16 protein-coding genes are annotated in these 17,513 nt (G+C 49.8%); 4 read left to right on the top strand and 12 right to left on the bottom strand.

The window, feature by feature from the left end:
* The first annotated feature begins 159 nt into the window (after positions 1–159).
* Positions 160–756 (top strand): hypothetical protein, encoded by a 597-nt coding sequence (locus tag AC5FXQ_RS17590; RefSeq protein WP_493603727.1) that lies wholly within the window; start codon positions 160–162, stop codon positions 754–756.
* A gap of 87 nt (positions 757–843) precedes the next feature.
* Here AC5FXQ_RS17590 and groL read toward each other — a convergent pair whose 3' ends face one another.
* The 12 genes from groL to AC5FXQ_RS17530 all read right to left on the bottom strand — a co-directional run bounded on the left by groL (position 844) and on the right by AC5FXQ_RS17530 (position 13,383).
* On the bottom strand, positions 844–2,481 hold the full coding sequence (groL, locus tag AC5FXQ_RS17585) for a chaperonin GroEL (RefSeq protein WP_493603726.1): 1,638 nt from the start codon (positions 2,479–2,481) through the stop codon (positions 844–846).
* A gap of 36 nt (positions 2,482–2,517) precedes the next feature.
* Positions 2,518–2,808 carry a co-chaperone GroES gene (gene groES, locus AC5FXQ_RS17580; RefSeq protein ID WP_007659288.1) on the bottom strand — a complete coding sequence of 97 codons (291 nt, stop codon included), beginning with the start codon at positions 2,806–2,808 and terminating at the stop codon, positions 2,518–2,520.
* 248 nt (positions 2,809–3,056) lie between these two features.
* Complete coding sequence (gene secG / locus AC5FXQ_RS17575) at positions 3,057–3,437, bottom strand: preprotein translocase subunit SecG (protein ID WP_493603725.1); 381 nt, start codon at positions 3,435–3,437, stop codon at positions 3,057–3,059.
* A gap of 1 nt (position 3,438) precedes the next feature.
* On the bottom strand, positions 3,439–4,812 hold the full coding sequence (locus AC5FXQ_RS17570; protein ID WP_493603724.1) for a DUF8458 domain-containing protein: 1,374 nt from the start codon (positions 4,810–4,812) through the stop codon (positions 3,439–3,441).
* A 26-nt stretch (positions 4,813–4,838) separates the two neighbouring features.
* On the bottom strand, positions 4,839–5,363 hold the full coding sequence (locus AC5FXQ_RS17565) for an LptE family protein (protein ID WP_493603723.1): 525 nt from the start codon (positions 5,361–5,363) through the stop codon (positions 4,839–4,841).
* Positions 5,347–6,621: a sigma-54 interaction domain-containing protein gene (locus tag AC5FXQ_RS17560; protein ID WP_493603722.1), complete on the bottom strand. Its 1,275-nt coding sequence runs from the start codon at positions 6,619–6,621 to the stop codon at positions 5,347–5,349. The genes AC5FXQ_RS17565 and AC5FXQ_RS17560 overlap by 17 nt, the downstream gene beginning before the upstream one ends.
* A gap of 45 nt (positions 6,622–6,666) precedes the next feature.
* The gene (gene miaB / locus AC5FXQ_RS17555; protein ID WP_493603721.1) at positions 6,667–8,106 is read right to left on the bottom strand and encodes a tRNA (N6-isopentenyl adenosine(37)-C2)-methylthiotransferase MiaB; all 1,440 of its coding nucleotides are present in this window, start codon (positions 8,104–8,106) and stop codon (positions 6,667–6,669) included.
* A 91-nt stretch (positions 8,107–8,197) separates the two neighbouring features.
* Positions 8,198–9,493 carry an anthranilate synthase component I family protein gene (locus AC5FXQ_RS17550; RefSeq protein WP_493603720.1) on the bottom strand — a complete coding sequence of 432 codons (1,296 nt, stop codon included), beginning with the start codon at positions 9,491–9,493 and terminating at the stop codon, positions 8,198–8,200.
* A gap of 4 nt (positions 9,494–9,497) precedes the next feature.
* Positions 9,498–10,976 (bottom strand): tetratricopeptide repeat protein, encoded by a 1,479-nt coding sequence (locus tag AC5FXQ_RS17545; RefSeq protein WP_493603719.1) that lies wholly within the window; start codon positions 10,974–10,976, stop codon positions 9,498–9,500.
* A 47-nt stretch (positions 10,977–11,023) separates the two neighbouring features.
* On the bottom strand, positions 11,024–11,755 hold the full coding sequence (locus tag AC5FXQ_RS17540) for a zinc ribbon domain-containing protein (protein WP_493603718.1): 732 nt from the start codon (positions 11,753–11,755) through the stop codon (positions 11,024–11,026).
* Positions 11,756–11,759: 4 nt separating this feature from the next.
* Positions 11,760–12,869 carry a Nif3-like dinuclear metal center hexameric protein gene (locus AC5FXQ_RS17535; RefSeq protein ID WP_493603717.1) on the bottom strand — a complete coding sequence of 370 codons (1,110 nt, stop codon included), beginning with the start codon at positions 12,867–12,869 and terminating at the stop codon, positions 11,760–11,762.
* Between the two features lie 55 nt (positions 12,870–12,924).
* Positions 12,925–13,383, bottom strand: coding sequence for a hypothetical protein (locus tag AC5FXQ_RS17530; protein WP_493603716.1), 459 nt, complete (start codon positions 13,381–13,383; stop codon positions 12,925–12,927).
* 122 nt (positions 13,384–13,505) lie between these two features.
* On the opposite strand from AC5FXQ_RS17530, the gene lpxK reads away from it, so the two are divergent.
* The 3 genes from lpxK to AC5FXQ_RS17515 all read left to right on the top strand — a co-directional run bounded on the left by lpxK (position 13,506) and on the right by AC5FXQ_RS17515 (position 17,144).
* Positions 13,506–14,582: a tetraacyldisaccharide 4'-kinase gene (gene lpxK / locus AC5FXQ_RS17525; protein ID WP_493603715.1), complete on the top strand. Its 1,077-nt coding sequence runs from the start codon at positions 13,506–13,508 to the stop codon at positions 14,580–14,582.
* Positions 14,583–14,648: 66 nt separating this feature from the next.
* The gene (locus tag AC5FXQ_RS17520; RefSeq protein ID WP_493603714.1) at positions 14,649–16,523 is read left to right on the top strand and encodes a putative porin; all 1,875 of its coding nucleotides are present in this window, start codon (positions 14,649–14,651) and stop codon (positions 16,521–16,523) included.
* 15 nt (positions 16,524–16,538) lie between these two features.
* A complete protein-coding gene (locus AC5FXQ_RS17515) occupies positions 16,539–17,144 on the top strand; it encodes a MiaE family protein (RefSeq protein ID WP_493603713.1) in 606 nt (201 codons plus the stop codon).
* Positions 17,145–17,513 lie beyond the last annotated feature (369 nt).

The following is a 17,513-nucleotide window of genomic DNA, read 5'->3' as shown; positions in this document are numbered from 1 at the left end:
TTTTATTCAAAAGAGCCCGTACTTTAACAAGTGCGGGCTCTTTGTTTTTATAATACAATTTAAGATATTGCGTGAAATTCTGAAATACGCTGAATTGCTTGATATATAGTGATTTGGTGCTAGGCCTGAATTTAAACTTTTAGCCATTTTACAATTTTCATGCATTTCTTATTCAGGCACCTACTTACAGCTGCCGTCCTGTTGCTTATTGCCTCCTCTTGTGAGGTAGAGACAACCGCCATCACGGAAGCTGATTCTCCTATTCTGGAGCCGCCAGTTACCACTTATACTATAAAGAAAGGGGAGCACGCCACCAACAGCCAGTTCAGGTTTGTTCAAACCTCTGTCATCCGTTTTGAAGCGGCTTTTGACAGCTCAGCCATTTACACCACGACTATACCCAACAACCAAGCTGACATTAATAAACTGTATGGCCTCTCTGATTGCGATACAGATCATCACACTAACAGTGCACGTTTTGGCTGGCGCTGGTACAACAACCGTCTGGAGATACATGCCTATACCTATAGCAACAAGAAGCGTAACACAGCCTATATTGCTTCAGTACAACCCGGCCAGACGAACAGGTATGAATTAGAAATGGGAGAGAAGGAGTACACCTTTAAAGTAAACGACACACAAATTAAATTACCGCGTTACTGCGCTACAGCAAGCAGCCACTACCAGTTGTACCCATACTTCGGAGGAGATGAAGCTGCACCACATGATGTCACGATTAAGATCAGGGAATTGTAGGTATACCTAATGCCTCAACCTTTTTAAAACACAAAGCCCCGGACCAAAAGGCCCGGGGCTTTGTTATTATCAGACTATGGGAGTTGATTACATCATGCCGCCCATTCCGCCCATGCCACCTGGCATGCCGGCTGGCGCTCCACCTTCTTCAGAAGGCTCTTCAGATACTACGCATTCTGTAGTAAGCAGCAGACCAGCGATAGAAGCAGCGTTCTCAAGCGCAAGACGAGTTACTTTAGTTGGGTCGATGATACCGGCCGCAAACATGTTCTCGTACTTGTCGTCGCGGGCGTTGTAGCCGTAGTCAGCTTTGCCTTCACGCACAGCCTGTACCACTACAGAACCTTCGCCACCAGCGTTCGCTACGATCGTGCGAAGCGGAGCCTCCAGTGCAGTCTTGATGATGCTTACACCTGTCTGCTCATCTGCGTTATATACGTCTACGTTGTTCAGGGCATCCAGCGCACGGATCAGGGCAACGCCACCACCTGCTACGATACCTTCTTCAACGGCAGCTCTGGTCGCGTGCAATGCATCGTCTACGCGGTCTTTCTTCTCTTTCATCTCTACTTCAGTAGAAGCACCGATGTAAAGGATGGCAACACCACCAGAAAGCTTGGCAAGACGCTCCTGCAGTTTCTCCTTGTCGTAGTCAGATGTAGTAGTTTCCATCTGCGCTTTGATCTGGTTTACGCGAGCAACGATATCGTCTTTCTGACCTGCACCGTTTACAAGTGTGGTGTTGTCTTTATCAATGATTACCTTCTCGGCAGTGCCCAGGTAGTCAAGTGTCGCGTTTTCCAGTTTATAACCGCGCTCTTCAGAGATTACGGTACCGCCTGTCAGAATTGCGATATCTTCCAACATGGCTTTTCTGCGGTCACCGAAGCCTGGAGCCTTTACAGCGGCGATCTTCAGGGAACCACGCAGTTTGTTAACTACAAGCGTTGCAAGAGCTTCGCCATCCACATCTTCAGAAATGATCACAAGGCCTTTACCAGTCTGAACTACCTGCTCCAATACTGGAAGCAGCTCCTTCATGGTAGAAACTTTCTTGTCGTAGATCAGGATGTAAGGGTTGTCGAACTCCGCTTCCATCTTCTCCGGGTTGGTCACGAAATAAGGTGACAGGTAACCACGGTCAAACTGCATACCTTCTACAGTCTTCACCTCAGTTTCTGTACCTTTTGCCTCTTCTACAGTGATCACACCGTCTTTACCAACCTTGTCCATCGCATCGGCGATCATCTTACCGATCTCGGCGTCGTTGTTGGCAGAGATAGTACCCACCTGAGCGATCTCAGAAGAGTTTTCGATTTTCTTAGACTGAGAACGCAAGTTGGCAACTACAGCATGCACCGCCTTGTCGATACCACGCTTCAGGTCCATTGGGTTGGCACCAGCCGCTACGTTTTTGATACCGGCCGTGTAGATAGCCTGAGCCAGTACAGTAGCAGTAGTAGTACCGTCACCAGCCTGGTCAGCTGTTTTAGAGGCAACCTCTTTTACCAGCTGTGCGCCCATGTTCTCGATCGCGTCTTTCAGCTCAATTTCTTTCGCTACTGAAACTCCGTCTTTTGTGATCGTAGGGGCACCAAATTTCTTATCGATGATTACGTTGCGACCTTTAGGGCCCAAGGTAACTTTTACAGCATTTGCCAGTTTGTCAACGCCAGTCTTGATCTTGTGGCGAGCGTCAGCATCAAATGTGATGTTCTTAGCCATAGTTATATTGCTTTGGTTTTGGTTAAATGGAATAGATTAAAGGATAGCCAGGATATCTGACTCACGCATGATCAGGTAATCGTTGCCGTCAACAGAAATCTCTGTACCTGCATACTTGCCATACAACACCTGGTCGCCAACGGCAACCTGTGGCTTCATCAGAGCGCCTTGCTCAGATACTTTGCCCTCGCCTACAGCTACGATCTCGCCGCGCTGTGGCTTCTCTTTAGCAGTGTCCGGGATGATGATACCAGACTTCGTTTTTTCCTCTGCTGCAGCAGGAGCTACAATCACTCTGTCTGCTAATGGTTTAATGCTGATTGACATAGTTTGTTATGTTTTTAGTTTTTGTGGTTAATGATTTAACGTTGAAACCATACTGTCCCTATCATTTCCTGTGCCAAGGCCGTTTTCCTGCCAATTTGGGTCATTTTTGCAGTTCAAAATAGTTCCCTGCCTGACAAATTTGTCAGTTACTGTCAGTCAACAGCTATTTGTCAGCCTGCCTTGGTAGGGGATAGGGCAAAATAAAAAAGCCGGCTTTTAAAGCCGGCTTTCAATTTGTCAGTTCTTTATTACTGAGCAGTGTCTACCATTTCAGGTATCTCACCCGTTCCCGGGATTGACATGTCTTCTTCACCTTCAGCACCTGGCAGGGCTGGAACTGCCGGAGTACCCATCTGGCGGGCACGCTCCTCGTTCACGCTGCGGATAGTAGATTCAGGATTAGTATCGATCATCATGTGCGTACCAAGTGTCAGTACAACCAGTGCGATCGCGAAGCCCCAGGTCAGTTTCTCCAACAGGTCGCCTGTGCGCTTTACGCCCATCAGCTGGCTGGCACCGCCGCCGCCGAACTGGCTTGAAAGTCCACCTCCTTTAGGATTCTGGGCTAGTACTACTAAAATAAGAAGTACGCAAATGAAAAGAATGATACTGATTAGGGCGATATACATTTTATGTTATGTTTTGTAATTTCTCGATCTGTTCGGCAAAGTAAGACTTTTTTTCCGGATATTTCAAAATAAGCTGTTCATAAATTTTAACAGCCTTTTTAGGCTTTCCTTGTTTTACAAAGATGTTGGCCAGGCTTTCAGAAGCCATGCCCTTCTTTATTTTAGAGCTCTTGAGCGACAAATCCTCCTGTGGTTCAGGCTTTAGCTTCAGGTTGGCCATGGTCTTGAGCTTCGGGTTCAGCTTGAGGAACTGGTCAATAATGTCTAGCTGTTTGCTGAGCACGTGGGCAGTAGGCTGTATCGCTTTTTCGAGCTCGTGTGTTTTGCTATACTCTAAAATCAGCTCCGGGTGGAAACTTTGAGGTCGGGAACGTGTATAGTCATCCTTCAGCTGCAGGACCTCGCCCATGCGGCTCGAGCCCATCCAATAGCCCAGCGCATCCTCCGCGTACAGGCGGTCTATCTCGTCAAAAGAATAGTTGATCTCGGCATCTTCGGCACTTGCCAGCGCAGGTTCATCTGCTTCTTCAGCAAATATGTCACTGTCAGATTCTGTAGTTTCCGCTATTGATGTCTCGGTAATGAGCGAATCAGCCTGGTATGTTTCTGCCTGGGGAACAGGTATAGCCTCTTCCTCCGTTTCATTTTCAGTTTCAACATGCTGATCTTCCGCATCGGAAGCCACCAGGTCTGTCTGCTGCTTTTCTTCCAGTTCATGCAGCACTTCAGCAGCTTCTGTCAGGTAGGCATGCTCGGTTTCCTGCTCTGCTGCTTCAAGGCTTTCTTCTTCCCGCTGGCTCAGCAGGTCGGTGGAAGAGGAGCTGATGCTGTTAAAGGTGAACAGCAAGGCCAGCTCAGAGTCTATTTCTGCATCGGGCGATTCTGTTTCTGGTTCAGCTTCTTCATATAGGCTTTCCCCGACAGGAGCAGGGGCGTATACTTCTTCCAGCGTTTCTTCAGGATATGAAGCTTCTGGCTCAGGTACAGCTTCTGATGTTTCAGCATCTTCTGTTGCGGCCTGTTCAGCTACAGCCACTGCTGTGTCGTTTTCCTGATCAGTTACTGTATCAGAAGTTATCATCTCCGCTTCATCTGCCAGTGCTGTTTCTGCTGTCTCTTCGGCATAAGCTGGCTCCAGGACAGGAGAGGTATAAATGATGCGCTTCAGGAGCTGGCGGTCTGTTGCATAGGCGGAGGCCCGGCGCAGACGCTGCGTGGAGAGCATGCTGCCTTTGTCATAAGCTGACTTTGCCAGCAGCAGATGGGCCGTCTGGCAATAGGGGAAGGTAGCCGCCACCTGCTCCAGCTCGCTTTGCTGCTGGTCAGAAATGTCAGATACCTGCTTGATCAGTTTAAGAAAGGCAGATTTGTTCATGTAAAGGTGATGATGCTATGTTATGACTACCAGTTGGCAACCGTCTTGTTAAACACATCAGCCACAAGTCGATCGGTCATGCGGTCGATGGCCGCAGGCGGTATGCTTGTGATGTCCACGTTTTGAGGAAAGTCCTCTGTGATTGTGAACTGCTGATCAAAGTCCTGCTCCGGATCCTTTGCGTTTGTAAAGCGAACCTGGATGCCCATGGTGAGGCGGTTCAGCGTTGCCTGGTCAATGTTGCCGTCCCGTTGCACCGCGGCTGGAGTCAGTGTAAAACTAACAATCTGTCCTTCCAATTGCAAGTCGCCGTCGCGCTGTAGTACGGTTAGGTTGGTGTTACGCTGATAATAGTTTCGGAAACTGTTGGTCACCACCTGTGTCAGGTTAGAAGGACCTTCGCCGGCACTGTTCTCAAAGTTCTGAATCGAGATGGTCCGGATGTCAGGCGATATGGAGGTGCCCGTAAATGAGTACACCCCGCAGGCGGTGCAGAAGAGTGCCAAAAGAAGGCTCAGGCATAAAATAAGGCCCTTAGTTCTCGATATCATATTGCTTTAGTTTTCGGTAGAGGGTTCTTTCGGAAATGCCCAGGTCATTGGCCGCGTATTTCCGTTTGTTGTTGTGCTTTTTGAGCGCTTTCAGGATCATTTCCTTTTCCATCGACTCCAGCGAAAGGCCTTCGTCCTCGGTTTCATGGGAGATGTCTTCCACTCTTTCGTCGTACTCTTCCTCGTGGCGAGGCTGCTGCACGGGCAGGTAATAGGGTTCTGGCTGCTCTGTGCCCTTGTAAGGACGCACATGGTTTGCCTTGTCTATGTTTTCAAACAGGTGGCTGTGCTCTTTGAGCAGTTCGTTATCACCAGGCTGACGCGTCATCAGCTCAAATACCAGTTTTTTAAGCTCCGATACATCGCGCCGCATGTCAAAAAGTACTTTGTACAGCAGGTCACGCTCCGAGAAGGATTGGTCAGCACCAGGCTCCTTTGCCAGAAGTGCGGGTACCTGGCTGCCTCCCTGTTCACGGGGCAGGTAGTGCCGCAATTTGTTGGCATCCAGTTCACGGTCGTACTCCAGCACCGAGATCTGCTCTACAATATTCTTCAGCTGACGGATGTTGCCCGGAAAGCGAAAGCTCAAAAGCTCCTCCACCGCATCCTGCGTCAAGGTTATGGGCTTGACACGATAGCGCTCAGCGAAATCTGATGCAAACTTTCTGAATAACAGGTAAATATCCTCGCCACGTTCACGTAAAGGTGGAACTGTGATCGGCACCGTGTTCAGGCGGTAATACAAGTCTTCCCGGAAGCGGCCTCTCTCCACGGCATTGATCAGGTTCACGTTGGTAGCGGCGACCACCCGCACATCCGTCTTCTGCACTTTGGAAGAACCTACCTTGATAAACTCCCCGTTCTCGAGTACTCGCAGCAGGCGGGCCTGTGTACCCAATGGCATTTCACCGATTTCGTCGAGGAAGATCGTGCCGCCGTCTGTTACTTCAAAGTAGCCCTTGCGGGTGTCAGTAGCGCCTGTGAACGAACCTTTCTCGTGACCGAAAAGCTCCGAATCTATCGTGCCTTCAGGTATAGCGCCGCAGTTGATGGCGATAAACTGCCCATGTTTGCGCGGGCTCAGGTGGTGTATGATCTTGGAGAACGACTCTTTGCCGCTGCCGCTCTCACCCGTGATCAGCACAGTCATATCGGTTGGGGCCACCTGGGCCGCCACCTGTATGGCGTAGTTAAGCAAGGGTGAGTTGCCGATGATGCCAAAGCGCTGTTTTATACTCTGTATATCGATGTTGCGCATGTATTTTTTGATTTGAAGATTAGACGAGCTGGAAAAATTCCAAACCTAATCTACCGCTTCGCCGAAGAGGGTGCCTACGGAGCAGTCGTTGACGAACACATTCACATAATCGCCCTTCTTGTAATGCTTCTTGTCGAAGATCACGACTTTGTTCTGGTCATTGCGGCCGCTCAGCTGTTGATCTGACTTTTTGGAAAAGCCCTCCACCAGCACACGGTGCATGCGGCCTACATCACGCTTGTTGCGGTTCAGGGAACATTCGCGCTGCTTTTCGATGATCTCAGCCAGACGACGCTTCTTCACTTCCAGCGGAATATCGTCTTCCAGTTTGCGGGCAGCCAGTGTGCCTGGACGCTCGGAGTAGAAGAACATGTAAGAGTAGTCGTACTGCACGTAGTCCATCAGCGACAGTGTATCCTGATGCTCCTCCTCAGTTTCGGTGCAGAAGCCCGCGATCATGTCGGAGGAGATGCCGCAGTCTTCGCCCAGTATAGCACGGATGGCATCTACGCGGTTCATGTACCAGGCACGGTCGTAAGTACGGTTCATCAGTTCCAGCACACGGGAGTTGCCGCTCTGCGCAGGTAGGTGTATGTATTTGCAGATGTTGTCGTACTTTTTCATGGTATACAACACCTCGTCTGTAATGTCTTTCGGGTGGGAGGTAGAGAAGCGCACACGCAACTGCGGACTGAGCTTCGCCACCATCTCCAGCAGCTGCGCAAAGTTTACATGCTCGGTGCCGTCTTCTGAAGCCCATTTATAAGAGTCCACATTCTGTCCCAGCAGCGTCACTTCCTTGTAGCCCTGTGCAACAAGTGCCTCGGCTTCCCGCACAATGGAGTGCGCATCGCGTGAGCGTTCACGTCCGCGGGTAAATGGCACCACGCAGAAAGAGCACATGTTGTCGCAGCCGCGCATGATGGAGATGAAAGCACTTACCCCGTTGCTGTTCAGGCGTATCGGGTTGATGTCGGCATAGGTTTCCTCACGGGAGAGCAGTACGTTAACTGCTTTCTGGCCTCCATCCACTTCGTTGATCAGATTTGGCAGGTCGCGGTAAGCATCTGGGCCTACTACCAGGTCCACGATTTTCTCTTCTTCCAGCAGCGATTTTTTCAGACGCTCGGCCATGCAGCCCAGGATACCGATCACCATTTCAGGCTTCTTCTTCTTGAAGTAGTTGATCTGGCCTAAACGGTTGCGCACGGTTGTTTCCGCTTTTTCACGGATAGAGCAGGTGTTAAGGAACACCACGTCCGCCTGCTCGATCTGAGCCGTGGTGTCGAAGCCCTGCTCAAACATGATTGACGACACAATCTCACTGTCTGAGAAGTTCATCTGGCAGCCGTAGCTCTCGATATACAGTTTGCGGGTCTTACCGGTATTGGTTTCAGCCGTCACTTTGGTATCACAAGAAGCTGCTGCGGTAGCCTGCTCAGGTGTGCGGTTATCTATAAAATCTAAATCAACGATTGGGTCCATGCTTCAAAAAATCTCTTAGGAGCTGCAAATATACTATAATCCGCTGTAAAACGTGACAGAATGGCAGAGGATTTCTTTAAATCTAATGTGCTTATTCGAGCCCTAAGGCTTTCCGTATACCTTGTGCTTTGAGCAGACACTCTTCATACTCCTGCTCAGGCATAGAGTCATAGGTGATGGCGCTGCCCACCATGAACGACAAATAGCCTGTTGCGGCATTGTATTGCAGACTCCTGATCACGACATTGAAGTCAAAATCCTGATCAGGCTTCAGGTAGCCGAAAGCGCCTGAGTAGAGTCCACGTTTGGTTACTTCAAGCTCTTCGATCAGCTCCATGGCCCGGATCTTGGGAGCGCCCGTCATACTCCCCATCGGAAATGCCCCTTTCAGCGCATCGGCAATGCTGCATTCAGGCCGCAATTCACCTGATATGGTCGAGATCATTTGCGAAACCTGCCGGAAGCCGTAAATGCCGAACATTTCTTCGACCTGAATGGTGCCCGTAGCGCAGGAGCGGCGCAGGTCGTTGCGCACCAGGTCCACAATCATCATGTTCTCGGCCAGTTCTTTTTCGTCATGCCGCAGTTGCTGCTGCAACTGTTGATCCTCCTCAGGGGTGGTGCCGCGACGGATTGTGCCTTTGATGGGTTGTGAGATCAGTTTGTGGCCTTCTTTCCTAAGAAAACGCTCCGGAGAGGCACATAGCAGGTATAGATCGCCATACTTCAGGAAGCCCGAAAACGGAGTAGGGGAAAGGGCGTTGAGCTGCAGGTATAGCGGTAAGGGTGATAGCTTCACTTCCTCAGCATAAAACTCCATGCAATAGTTAAGCTCGTATACCTCGCCGTCCCGGATATAGTCCCGCACCCGCTCTACATTACGAATGTAGTCTTCCTTCTGCACTCGTTGCCGCAGTTGAATCGGGGGGTTAGAGAAGTCCTCAGGTATAGAGGCTGCAAGAATTTGCTGTAAAATACTATGTATATTATCGACTTTGCTGCTGATGATTATGCTGCTTTTGCTAAAGTAAAGGTATAGCTCTGGCTCAAAAAAGAATATGTCCGGAAACCCTACAGCATCCGCATTCTGGCTGCTTAGTTTCTCTACCTGATTTTTGAGGTCATAGCCCAGGTAGCCGCACCAGAGCGTTTGCTTACCCTTAAGTTTATCCTGCAGCTCCTCGAACGCATTTTCCCGCTCCCACTTAATTGGTTCCCCGTTTGAGACCGCAATCAAATCATCAAAGCCATGGTAGGGGTAGGGGATGTCGTTGGAGGTATAGCTGGCCACTAAGCTAAACTGCTGCGACCAGGCGAGAGCTTTTCTGTGAAAGGTGTCAAGCGAGTAAGATATACCTGCTAGTTGAATCGTTTGAGTATAAGCCATGGTACTATAGCTTTTTAAGCGTTTGGAGAGCCAGCTTGGCTTTGCCGTCAATGCTATTCTTGTAATCATGCCCTTTGTAGGCCAGGGCCCGGTTGAACCATTGTCTGGCCTGTTCCGGTTTTTGTTCGTCCTGATAAATGTAGCCCAGTTGCAGGGCCGAATAAGGAGCAAAATAAAGCGTAGTTTGCCGGCTCGCCTCAATGGCCCGTTCATAGTGCTGTTTGGCCTGCGGCAACTTTTCCAAGCCGTGGTAGATACGAGCTTTGCGATAATAATACTCAGCTCGTTCAGTAGGCACTGTCTCCTTCTTCAGCGGCATTTGGTTGAGTACGCCAAGGGCTTCCTGGTAATAGCCTCCATCGGATTGCAGACGGGCCAGCATCAGGTAGCGGTTGGGCCTTACCTGCTCTTTGGCAAAGCGGGCGGCGTAAGCATCTTCTTCCATGTCGGTTCGCCCCTGAAGCCCAATCTGTGCCAAATGTTTCTCTGCCTGCTGTGGCTGACCGCCCAGCCAGTGGGCCAGGTATAGCTTGTAATTCGCTGCCTTCAGGAAGTTTTCTCCTTTATGCTGTTCCAGAAACAATTGGTTTGATTTGATGGAGCTGTTGAAATCGCTTTTGTACAGGTGTAGGTCTGCCGCCATGTGATGCAGGTATGGGAAGGAAATGTAGCCTGCCTGGTGTGGCCTTCGCAGGTATACCTGCAAAGCAAGCTCACTCTTTTTGGTCTTTTTGAGCACATGCATCGCTGCGAAAGTAAAAAGAAGATTGTCTGGATGTTGGCGGCTTAGCTGAAGCATTGAGTTACCGGCCGCTTCATCTGCCTCAGGGTCAATTAGATGTAGCAGCAGGATCTGCAAGAGCTGCGCCTCTTCCCGAAAAGGATTGTCTTTGGTGGCGGCTGCCTTCAGGTTTGCCATGCCTGTTTCGATACTGCCCTGCATCCCGATAATGTTAAGTAATACACGGTAAGAATCAGGCACGGAGCCGATCAGGACCTGCAGGGCGCCCAGTGTTTTGCGGTTTGGCAGAAAATCGGGGTATTGCCGGACGTTGGCGCTGTATTGCAGGTAGGCCTGGCGTAAATCCCAGGCGGCGCCCAGTTTATTGCCTTGAAGCAGTTTGCTCAGGGCGATCTGCAGGCGCACTTCGGCCATGGCGTAGCCAACCCAAACAGAATTCTCCTGCAGGTTGCCTAGCTGCTGCAGGCGCTTTTCCTGACGGGCCAGTATACCTGCATATACCTCCGGATTTTGCTGAATGGCCCATGTTAGAAAGTCCTGCTGGTTGGCGATCAGGATGGCGGCGGCATTGTCAGAATTAAGCTGGAGCTCCTGCAGGATCAGGCGTCGGCCTTCCGGTAGGCGGAGGCTGATGGATGCCTCATAGGCCTGCCGCACAGTAGGGCCGTAGACAGACGCCGCCTGAGCAGGGAGGGAAAAGAGCAGGTATAGCAACAAAAAAAAAGGATGGGCAAACGCCATCCTTTTTCTATATGTATGCAAGCGCATAACGCTCAGCATGCTGTCATTTAGTAGATTCGCTGCTCAACACCAGCCATAATACGGCCGCAGTGCTCGCAAACGATTACCTTCTTCTGAGCTGCGATATCAGCCTGGCGCTGAGGAGGCACTGTGTTAAAGCAGCCACCGCAGGCATCACGCTTCACCATTACCACGGCAAGGCCGTTGCGCACGTTCTTACGGATACGGGTATAGGCGCTAAGCAGACGGTCTTCGATCTGCTGTGCAGCATTGTCACGGTCTTTCTCCAGGTTCTTTTCCTCTTCTTCGCTCTCGGCAACGATCTGGTCAAGCTCGTGCTTCTTGTTATCAAGGTCTTTGCGACGCTCTTCCAGACGGTTTTTCGTGCCTTCGATCTCGTTGATCTTTTGCTCGATCTGGTAGTGTGCCTCTTTGATTTTCTTCTCTGCGATCTGGATTTCCAGTTTCTGCAGCTCGATCTCTTTCGTGATGGCGTCGTACTCGCGGTTGTTGCGGACGTTTGTCTGCTGATCTTCGTACTTGCGGATCAGACCTTCGGCGTCTTTGATAGACTGCTTGCGTTGGGCAATGCTGTCGTTGAGTGCGGCCACTTCATCGTCAAACTTACGAACCCTTACCTCATAGCCCTCAATTTCATCTTCCAGGTCCTGAACCTCTTCAGGGAGGTCGCCTCTTACGCGTCTAATTTCATCAAGCTGCGAATCGATACTCTGAAGCTTTAGCAGTGCTTCTAATTTGCTGGCTACCGTACTTTCCATGTAGTTAATAGGTGTATCTGATAGGGTTTGTGTTTACTTCCGATAAATAGACTGCAAAATTAGTAAAGTTTTTGGAAATTGTATCATAAAAAATCTCCTTTGTAAATACCTCACTTTCATAGTGTCCGATGTCGGCTATGAGCAGGCGACCCTCTGCGTCGAAGAATTCGTGGTATTTCACGTCGGCCGTCACGTAGGCGTCGGCACCCCGGCGCAGGGCGTCTTTTATCAGGAAACTGCCTGAGCCACCGCAAACCGCTACCCGTTTGATTTTTTTGTTACCCACCGGGGTATAGCGAACGCCCGGCAGCTGCATGTGGCTTTTCAGGTAATCCAGAAAATCCTGCTCCGCCATAGGCGTTTCCAGCTCTCCGATCATCCCGATGCCAACTTCCTGGTTGCTGTTTTCCAACAGGGTCAGAAAATGCGCCACTTCTTCGTAGGGGTGCGCTTCCAACAGGGCCTGCATGACACGCTGCTGTTTGAAGGCTGGAAAAACCACCTCCACCCGGTTTTCCTGTACCTGCTCCGGTTTGCCTTTCTCACCAATAGTTGGATCTGCTTGCTCAGAAGGAAGGAAGCGGCCGGTGCCCTGAACCTGAAAACTGCAGTCGCTGTACTCGCCGATCTGTCCGGCGCCGGCTTTATGTATAGCGGCCAACACTTCATCAGTATTTTCAACGGGCACAAAAAAGACCAGCTGCATCAGGGTATGGGGCTTGGAACTGAGCATGCGCATGTTCTGCAACTTCAGCTTTTCCGCGATCTTGGCATTAACGCCGTTGTGCACACTGTCCAGGTTGGTGTGGCAGGCATAGATGGCGATGTTGTTCTGAATCGCTTTGATAATGGTGCGCTCCACATAGCTGCGTCCGGTCAGACTCTTGAGGCCTTTGAAGATGACCGGGTGGTGTGCCACGATCAGGTTGCAGCCTTTGGCAACAGCCTCGTCTATGACCGCCTCGGTGCAGTCCAGTGTCAGCAGCACGCCTTTTACTTCGTCGCTGGCGCTGCCGGTCTGCAAGCCGGAGTTGTCGTAGCTTTCCTGGTAAGGGATAGGGGCGTACTGCTCTAGTACCTTTATAATATCGCCAATGGTGTTTTTATCTTTCATAGTTTAGTCTGCTTTTAAAACACCAAATTACTAAGTTCGGCACAGCCCTGAAAATTTAAAGCACCTGGAGTTGCAGATAGCCTGTTTCGGGCTGCAGCTTGAGTTCTTTGCCATTGAAGTAAAAAGCGGAGTAGGTATAGTCAGTATAGCACTTGCCACGGTTCACGGTATAGGCGATGTCCAGCGTATCGGTATTGAGACTGTTGAGACGCAGCAGCATGCGCACCCTCGATTTGGTATACATGACCGGGTAGGTCTCAAAAATCAGGTTGTTAACCTTTTCATCTGTACCTGTAAACAGGTAGTTAAAGGGCTCACCATCAAGTATCAGTTGAATAGAATCCGGATGAATGCCGGCGTCCGGGTTATTGAATGGGCTCCTGCCTGATGCGTCCACCAGGTAAAACGAAACAGGGGCTGGCGGATCGGAGCGCATCGTGGCACAGGGCGTGCAGGCGGCGGAGCCGAGCAGCAGAAAAAGTGCAAAAAGGGTAAGGGTACGGCTTGTTTTCATGTGAAGAAAATGAGGTCGGATATAGTAAGTATTAAATATAGTGCATTCAGGGTATACAAATCAAGTGCAGACTACAGGCTTTGATCATATTTCTATACCTTTGCAAGGTATAGCTGCCCCATATGACTGTTCTACGCTACCTGTTATGGCCATTTTCAATCCTCTACGGCGTCATTATGCTGCTGCGGAATCTGCTCTATGACAAGGGGTGGATTGCCTCGGTGCGATTTGATCTGCCAGTCATATCCGTAGGCAACCTGACGGTGGGCGGTACCGGTAAAACCCCGCACGTGGAATACCTGCTGCGCCTGGTGTCGGACAAAAGAACAGCTGTGCTGAGCAGGGGCTACCGACGTAAAACCAAAGGCTTTGTATTGGCCGATGATCAAGCTACTCCGCAAAGTCTGGGGGACGAGCCCTTTCAGTATTATCGCGATTTTCCGGACGTGACGGTTGCTGTATGTGAGAGCAGACCCGTAGGTATAGCGCAGCTGCTGCAACTTAAGCCTGCTCCTGAGGTCGTGCTACTGGATGATGCCCTGCAGCACCGCCCCGTCAGTCCGTCATTCAACCTGATGTTAACCGACTATGGCCGTCTATTTTATAAAGACCATGTGCTGCCAACCGGACTGCTGCGTGAGCCCCGGCAGGGTGCCAGACGTGCCGATGCTATCATCGTGACAAAATGCCCTGCATCGCTTACAGCGGAGGAGATGGCACATATTAGAAAGCGCATCCGCAGGTATAGCCGGCCTGATGCACCCGTGTTCTTCAGCGCATTTCGCTATGGCAACCCGGTAGGTATAGGCAATGCTACACAGCTGTCGAATCGTGTTGTGCTGCTCACAGGTATAGCCAATGCCAAACCACTGCTGCACTATTTAGCTGAGAAAGACTTTGAAGTTGTGCAGCACCTGGAGTATCCGGATCACTATAGTTATACCTTGGCAGATATGGAAAAGCTAAAAGGGATACTGGAAGGAAGTAGTAGTAAAACTTTGATTATCATTACAACACGTAAAGATGCCGTGAAGCTGACAGATGGCACAGTAGCAGCTGCGACACGGGAACTGCCCATCTACTATCTGCCGATCGAAGTATACTTTCTGCAGCAGGCTGCAGAGTCATTTGATGATCTGGTAAGGCAGCATATAAGCTCTTTCAGAGCGTCTGTACCCGTCGGTGGGGATAAAAATTAAACGAAAACACCTTATACTTAATAGCAGTACGTATATGGGTTGCACGAAAATCACTAATTTTGGCTTGTGAAAAGTAAGCTCTTAGCAGTAATATGGCTCCTGGTGGGTCTGGCGGGTGCCCCGCAGGCACAGTCCCAGATCGTTGACGACACAACAAAAGTGCTCTACAGCCCCAGAACAACACTTCAGTTGTTTGAAAACGATGTTTTGGAAGGTCGGTATCTGCTGCAGCGCATTGATACCAGCATTAACAACATGCATAATGAGCGCTTCTGGTACCATGACACAGCGCATTATCAGCACCTGGGCAATGTGGGCACCGCATCCAAGCCTATTCTCTTTAGAACCCCAAACAAGATTGGCGCACGACTTGGCAAAAACGTTTTTGACCGTTATGCATACGATCCGCACCGCGTCAATTACTACAACACGCGTTCGCCTTACTCTCACATTTTCTATGTGCAGGGGCAGCGGGGAGAACAGGTCTTTGAGGCGACCCATACCCGCAACATCACACCCGGCTGGAATGCAGGAGTAGCTTATCAGATCATTTCCGGCAACCGGCAGATAGGTGTATCCAACCTGCGTCGCGATGGCTATCTGAGTAGCCAGGCGGTGAAGGCCTTTACGCATTACCACTCCGAAAACGAGAAGTATGACCTCTTTGCCAATTTTACGCACCTCAATCACGAGCAGATCGAATTTGGTGGTATTCTACCTGGAGAGGCCAACCGATTTCTGTTTCAGCAGGCGCTCACCTACCTGAACCAGGCTTCCACGCGGGAGTTCCGCAGCAACTATCACCTAATGCACATCTACAAACTGGCAGGTGAGGATTTGAAGCTCTTCCACAGTTTTGACTGGGGTCGCCAACGCGACATTTTCCAGGATGATGCTATTCAGCGTCAGAACAACGGTGAGCCTGTGTTTTACCCAAGAGTTCTCACACCGCTCACCCGAACCGATGACCGCACTGCTTACCGCGAAATGGAAAACATCGCTGGTGTAACCGGAAACAACAAACTGTCCTTCTACAAGGCCTACGCCAAGTTCCGTAATTCCAAGCTCGACTACAGGGTGCTCAGCATAGCACAGCAGGACAGCTCGGAGCGTTACAATGAAAGCGCTGAAAGCCTGAATCAGCTGTTTGTGGGGGGCGAATTGCGCCTGATGTACGGTCAGGCATTACTGTCTTTTGACGGAGAGTTCCAGATGACAAACGACTACAGAGTTGGGGCTACTGCTAAACTGGGGCCATTGCAGGGGCGTGTCAGCCGTGTGCTACGTTCTCCTTCGCTTGTAGAGCAGCGTATGATCAGCAACCACTTTGAGTGGATCAACAACTTCAGCAATTCTGTGACTGATCGCCTGGAGGCAACATTTGCCAGCAAACTGGGTGAGCGTCAGTTTGTTCGTCTAACCGGTCACTTTAACCACATCAAGCGCCACATTTACTTCGATACGGTTGCTGTACCTAGGCAGTATGCTGATAATCAACAAGTGTTTGGAGTTGAACTTCAGCATCACATTCGTTTCGGCAAGATTCATTTCGAAAACTTTATAGCCTATACGAATACGAATGAAGCACCTGTCATCCGCATACCGGAATGGTTGTTTGACTCTAAGCTGTACTTTGAGGGTGCACTGTTCAGAAACGCACTTGTAGGTCAGTTTGGTGTGCAGGTGTATTCTCCAACTGCCTACATGGCCGACGCTTACATGCCTGTGACACAGCAGTTCCATTTGCAAAACAGCTTCACCATACAGCCTTACCCCGTAACTGATGTGTTTATTACAGCTGATATCAAGAACCTGAACGTGTTCCTTAAAATGGCAAACATCGCTTCCGATCTGACAGCGCCTGGTTATTTCACTACGCCTTACTATCCGGGCATGCGGACCAGCTTTGTTTTCGGCATTAAGTGGATGTTCTTCGATTAATTTATCTTACCTCGTATGTCTTCCCAATTTACCAAAACGATACTGCGCCTTCAACTCCCGACCGACCCGCGTTGGGTGAACATTGCAGAGAAAAACATAGAAGAAATATTAGTAGATCACGCCTACTGCGAGCAGAAAGCGGCAACCTCGGGTATATCTCTTATTGTGAAGTACCCTGACAAGACTCGGCTTGTGGAAGAGATGACGGACCTGGTAGCAGAGGAGTGGAGTCACTTTGAGCGCGTGCTGGCAGAGCTGAAAAAACGTGGCTGGGGCCTGGGACGCAACCGGCCTGACGAGTATGTAGTGGAATTGACCAAACACATCCGGAAAGGAGGCCAGCGGGAGCGACAGCTGATGGACCACTTACTGGTGAATGCTCTGATCGAAGCCCGCAGCTGCGAACGCTTCAAATTACTCTGGAAAAACATACAGGATGAAGAGCTCCAGAAGTTCTACTACGAACTCATGGTATCAGAAGCGGGTCACTACGTAAGCTTTGTGAAGCTTGCCAAAGAGTACATGCCAGCCGACGTAGTAGACGCCCGTTTGAACGAATTACTCGAAATAGAAGCCGAGATCATCCGAAATCTGGAACCCCGACCAGACAGAATGCATTAGATTGCTATTGATATGCATTTATCTTTGTTTGACCACCAAATCACATCTCTTTACTTAATTTATTTTAATTTATTATAGTTTAGTTCATACTTATTGATTGAGCAGGAGTATACTTTATCTATGTATAACCTCTCAAATTGATTAATTATGAAACAAGCTTACTGTATTTTGTTTGCTCTGCTTATTGTATACCTAAGTGGAGGACAAGCCTTAGCTCAAAGTAAAAGCCGGGTTGGAAAGGCTGCAGAGATTTCCCAACTCTACAAAAGCAAAGCAAACATAAAACAATCTCAGCGATCCATTTCTCCTGAGGTACGCCATCAGCTACCTGGCAATAAATCCATTTCTCTATCTATCCGCAAGAGTAAA

It is taken from the genome of Pontibacter sp. LHS1, from assembly GCF_058932855.1.
The sequence above is the reverse complement of the archived record's forward strand: the minus strand, read 5'-3'. Positions and strand labels throughout refer to the sequence as shown.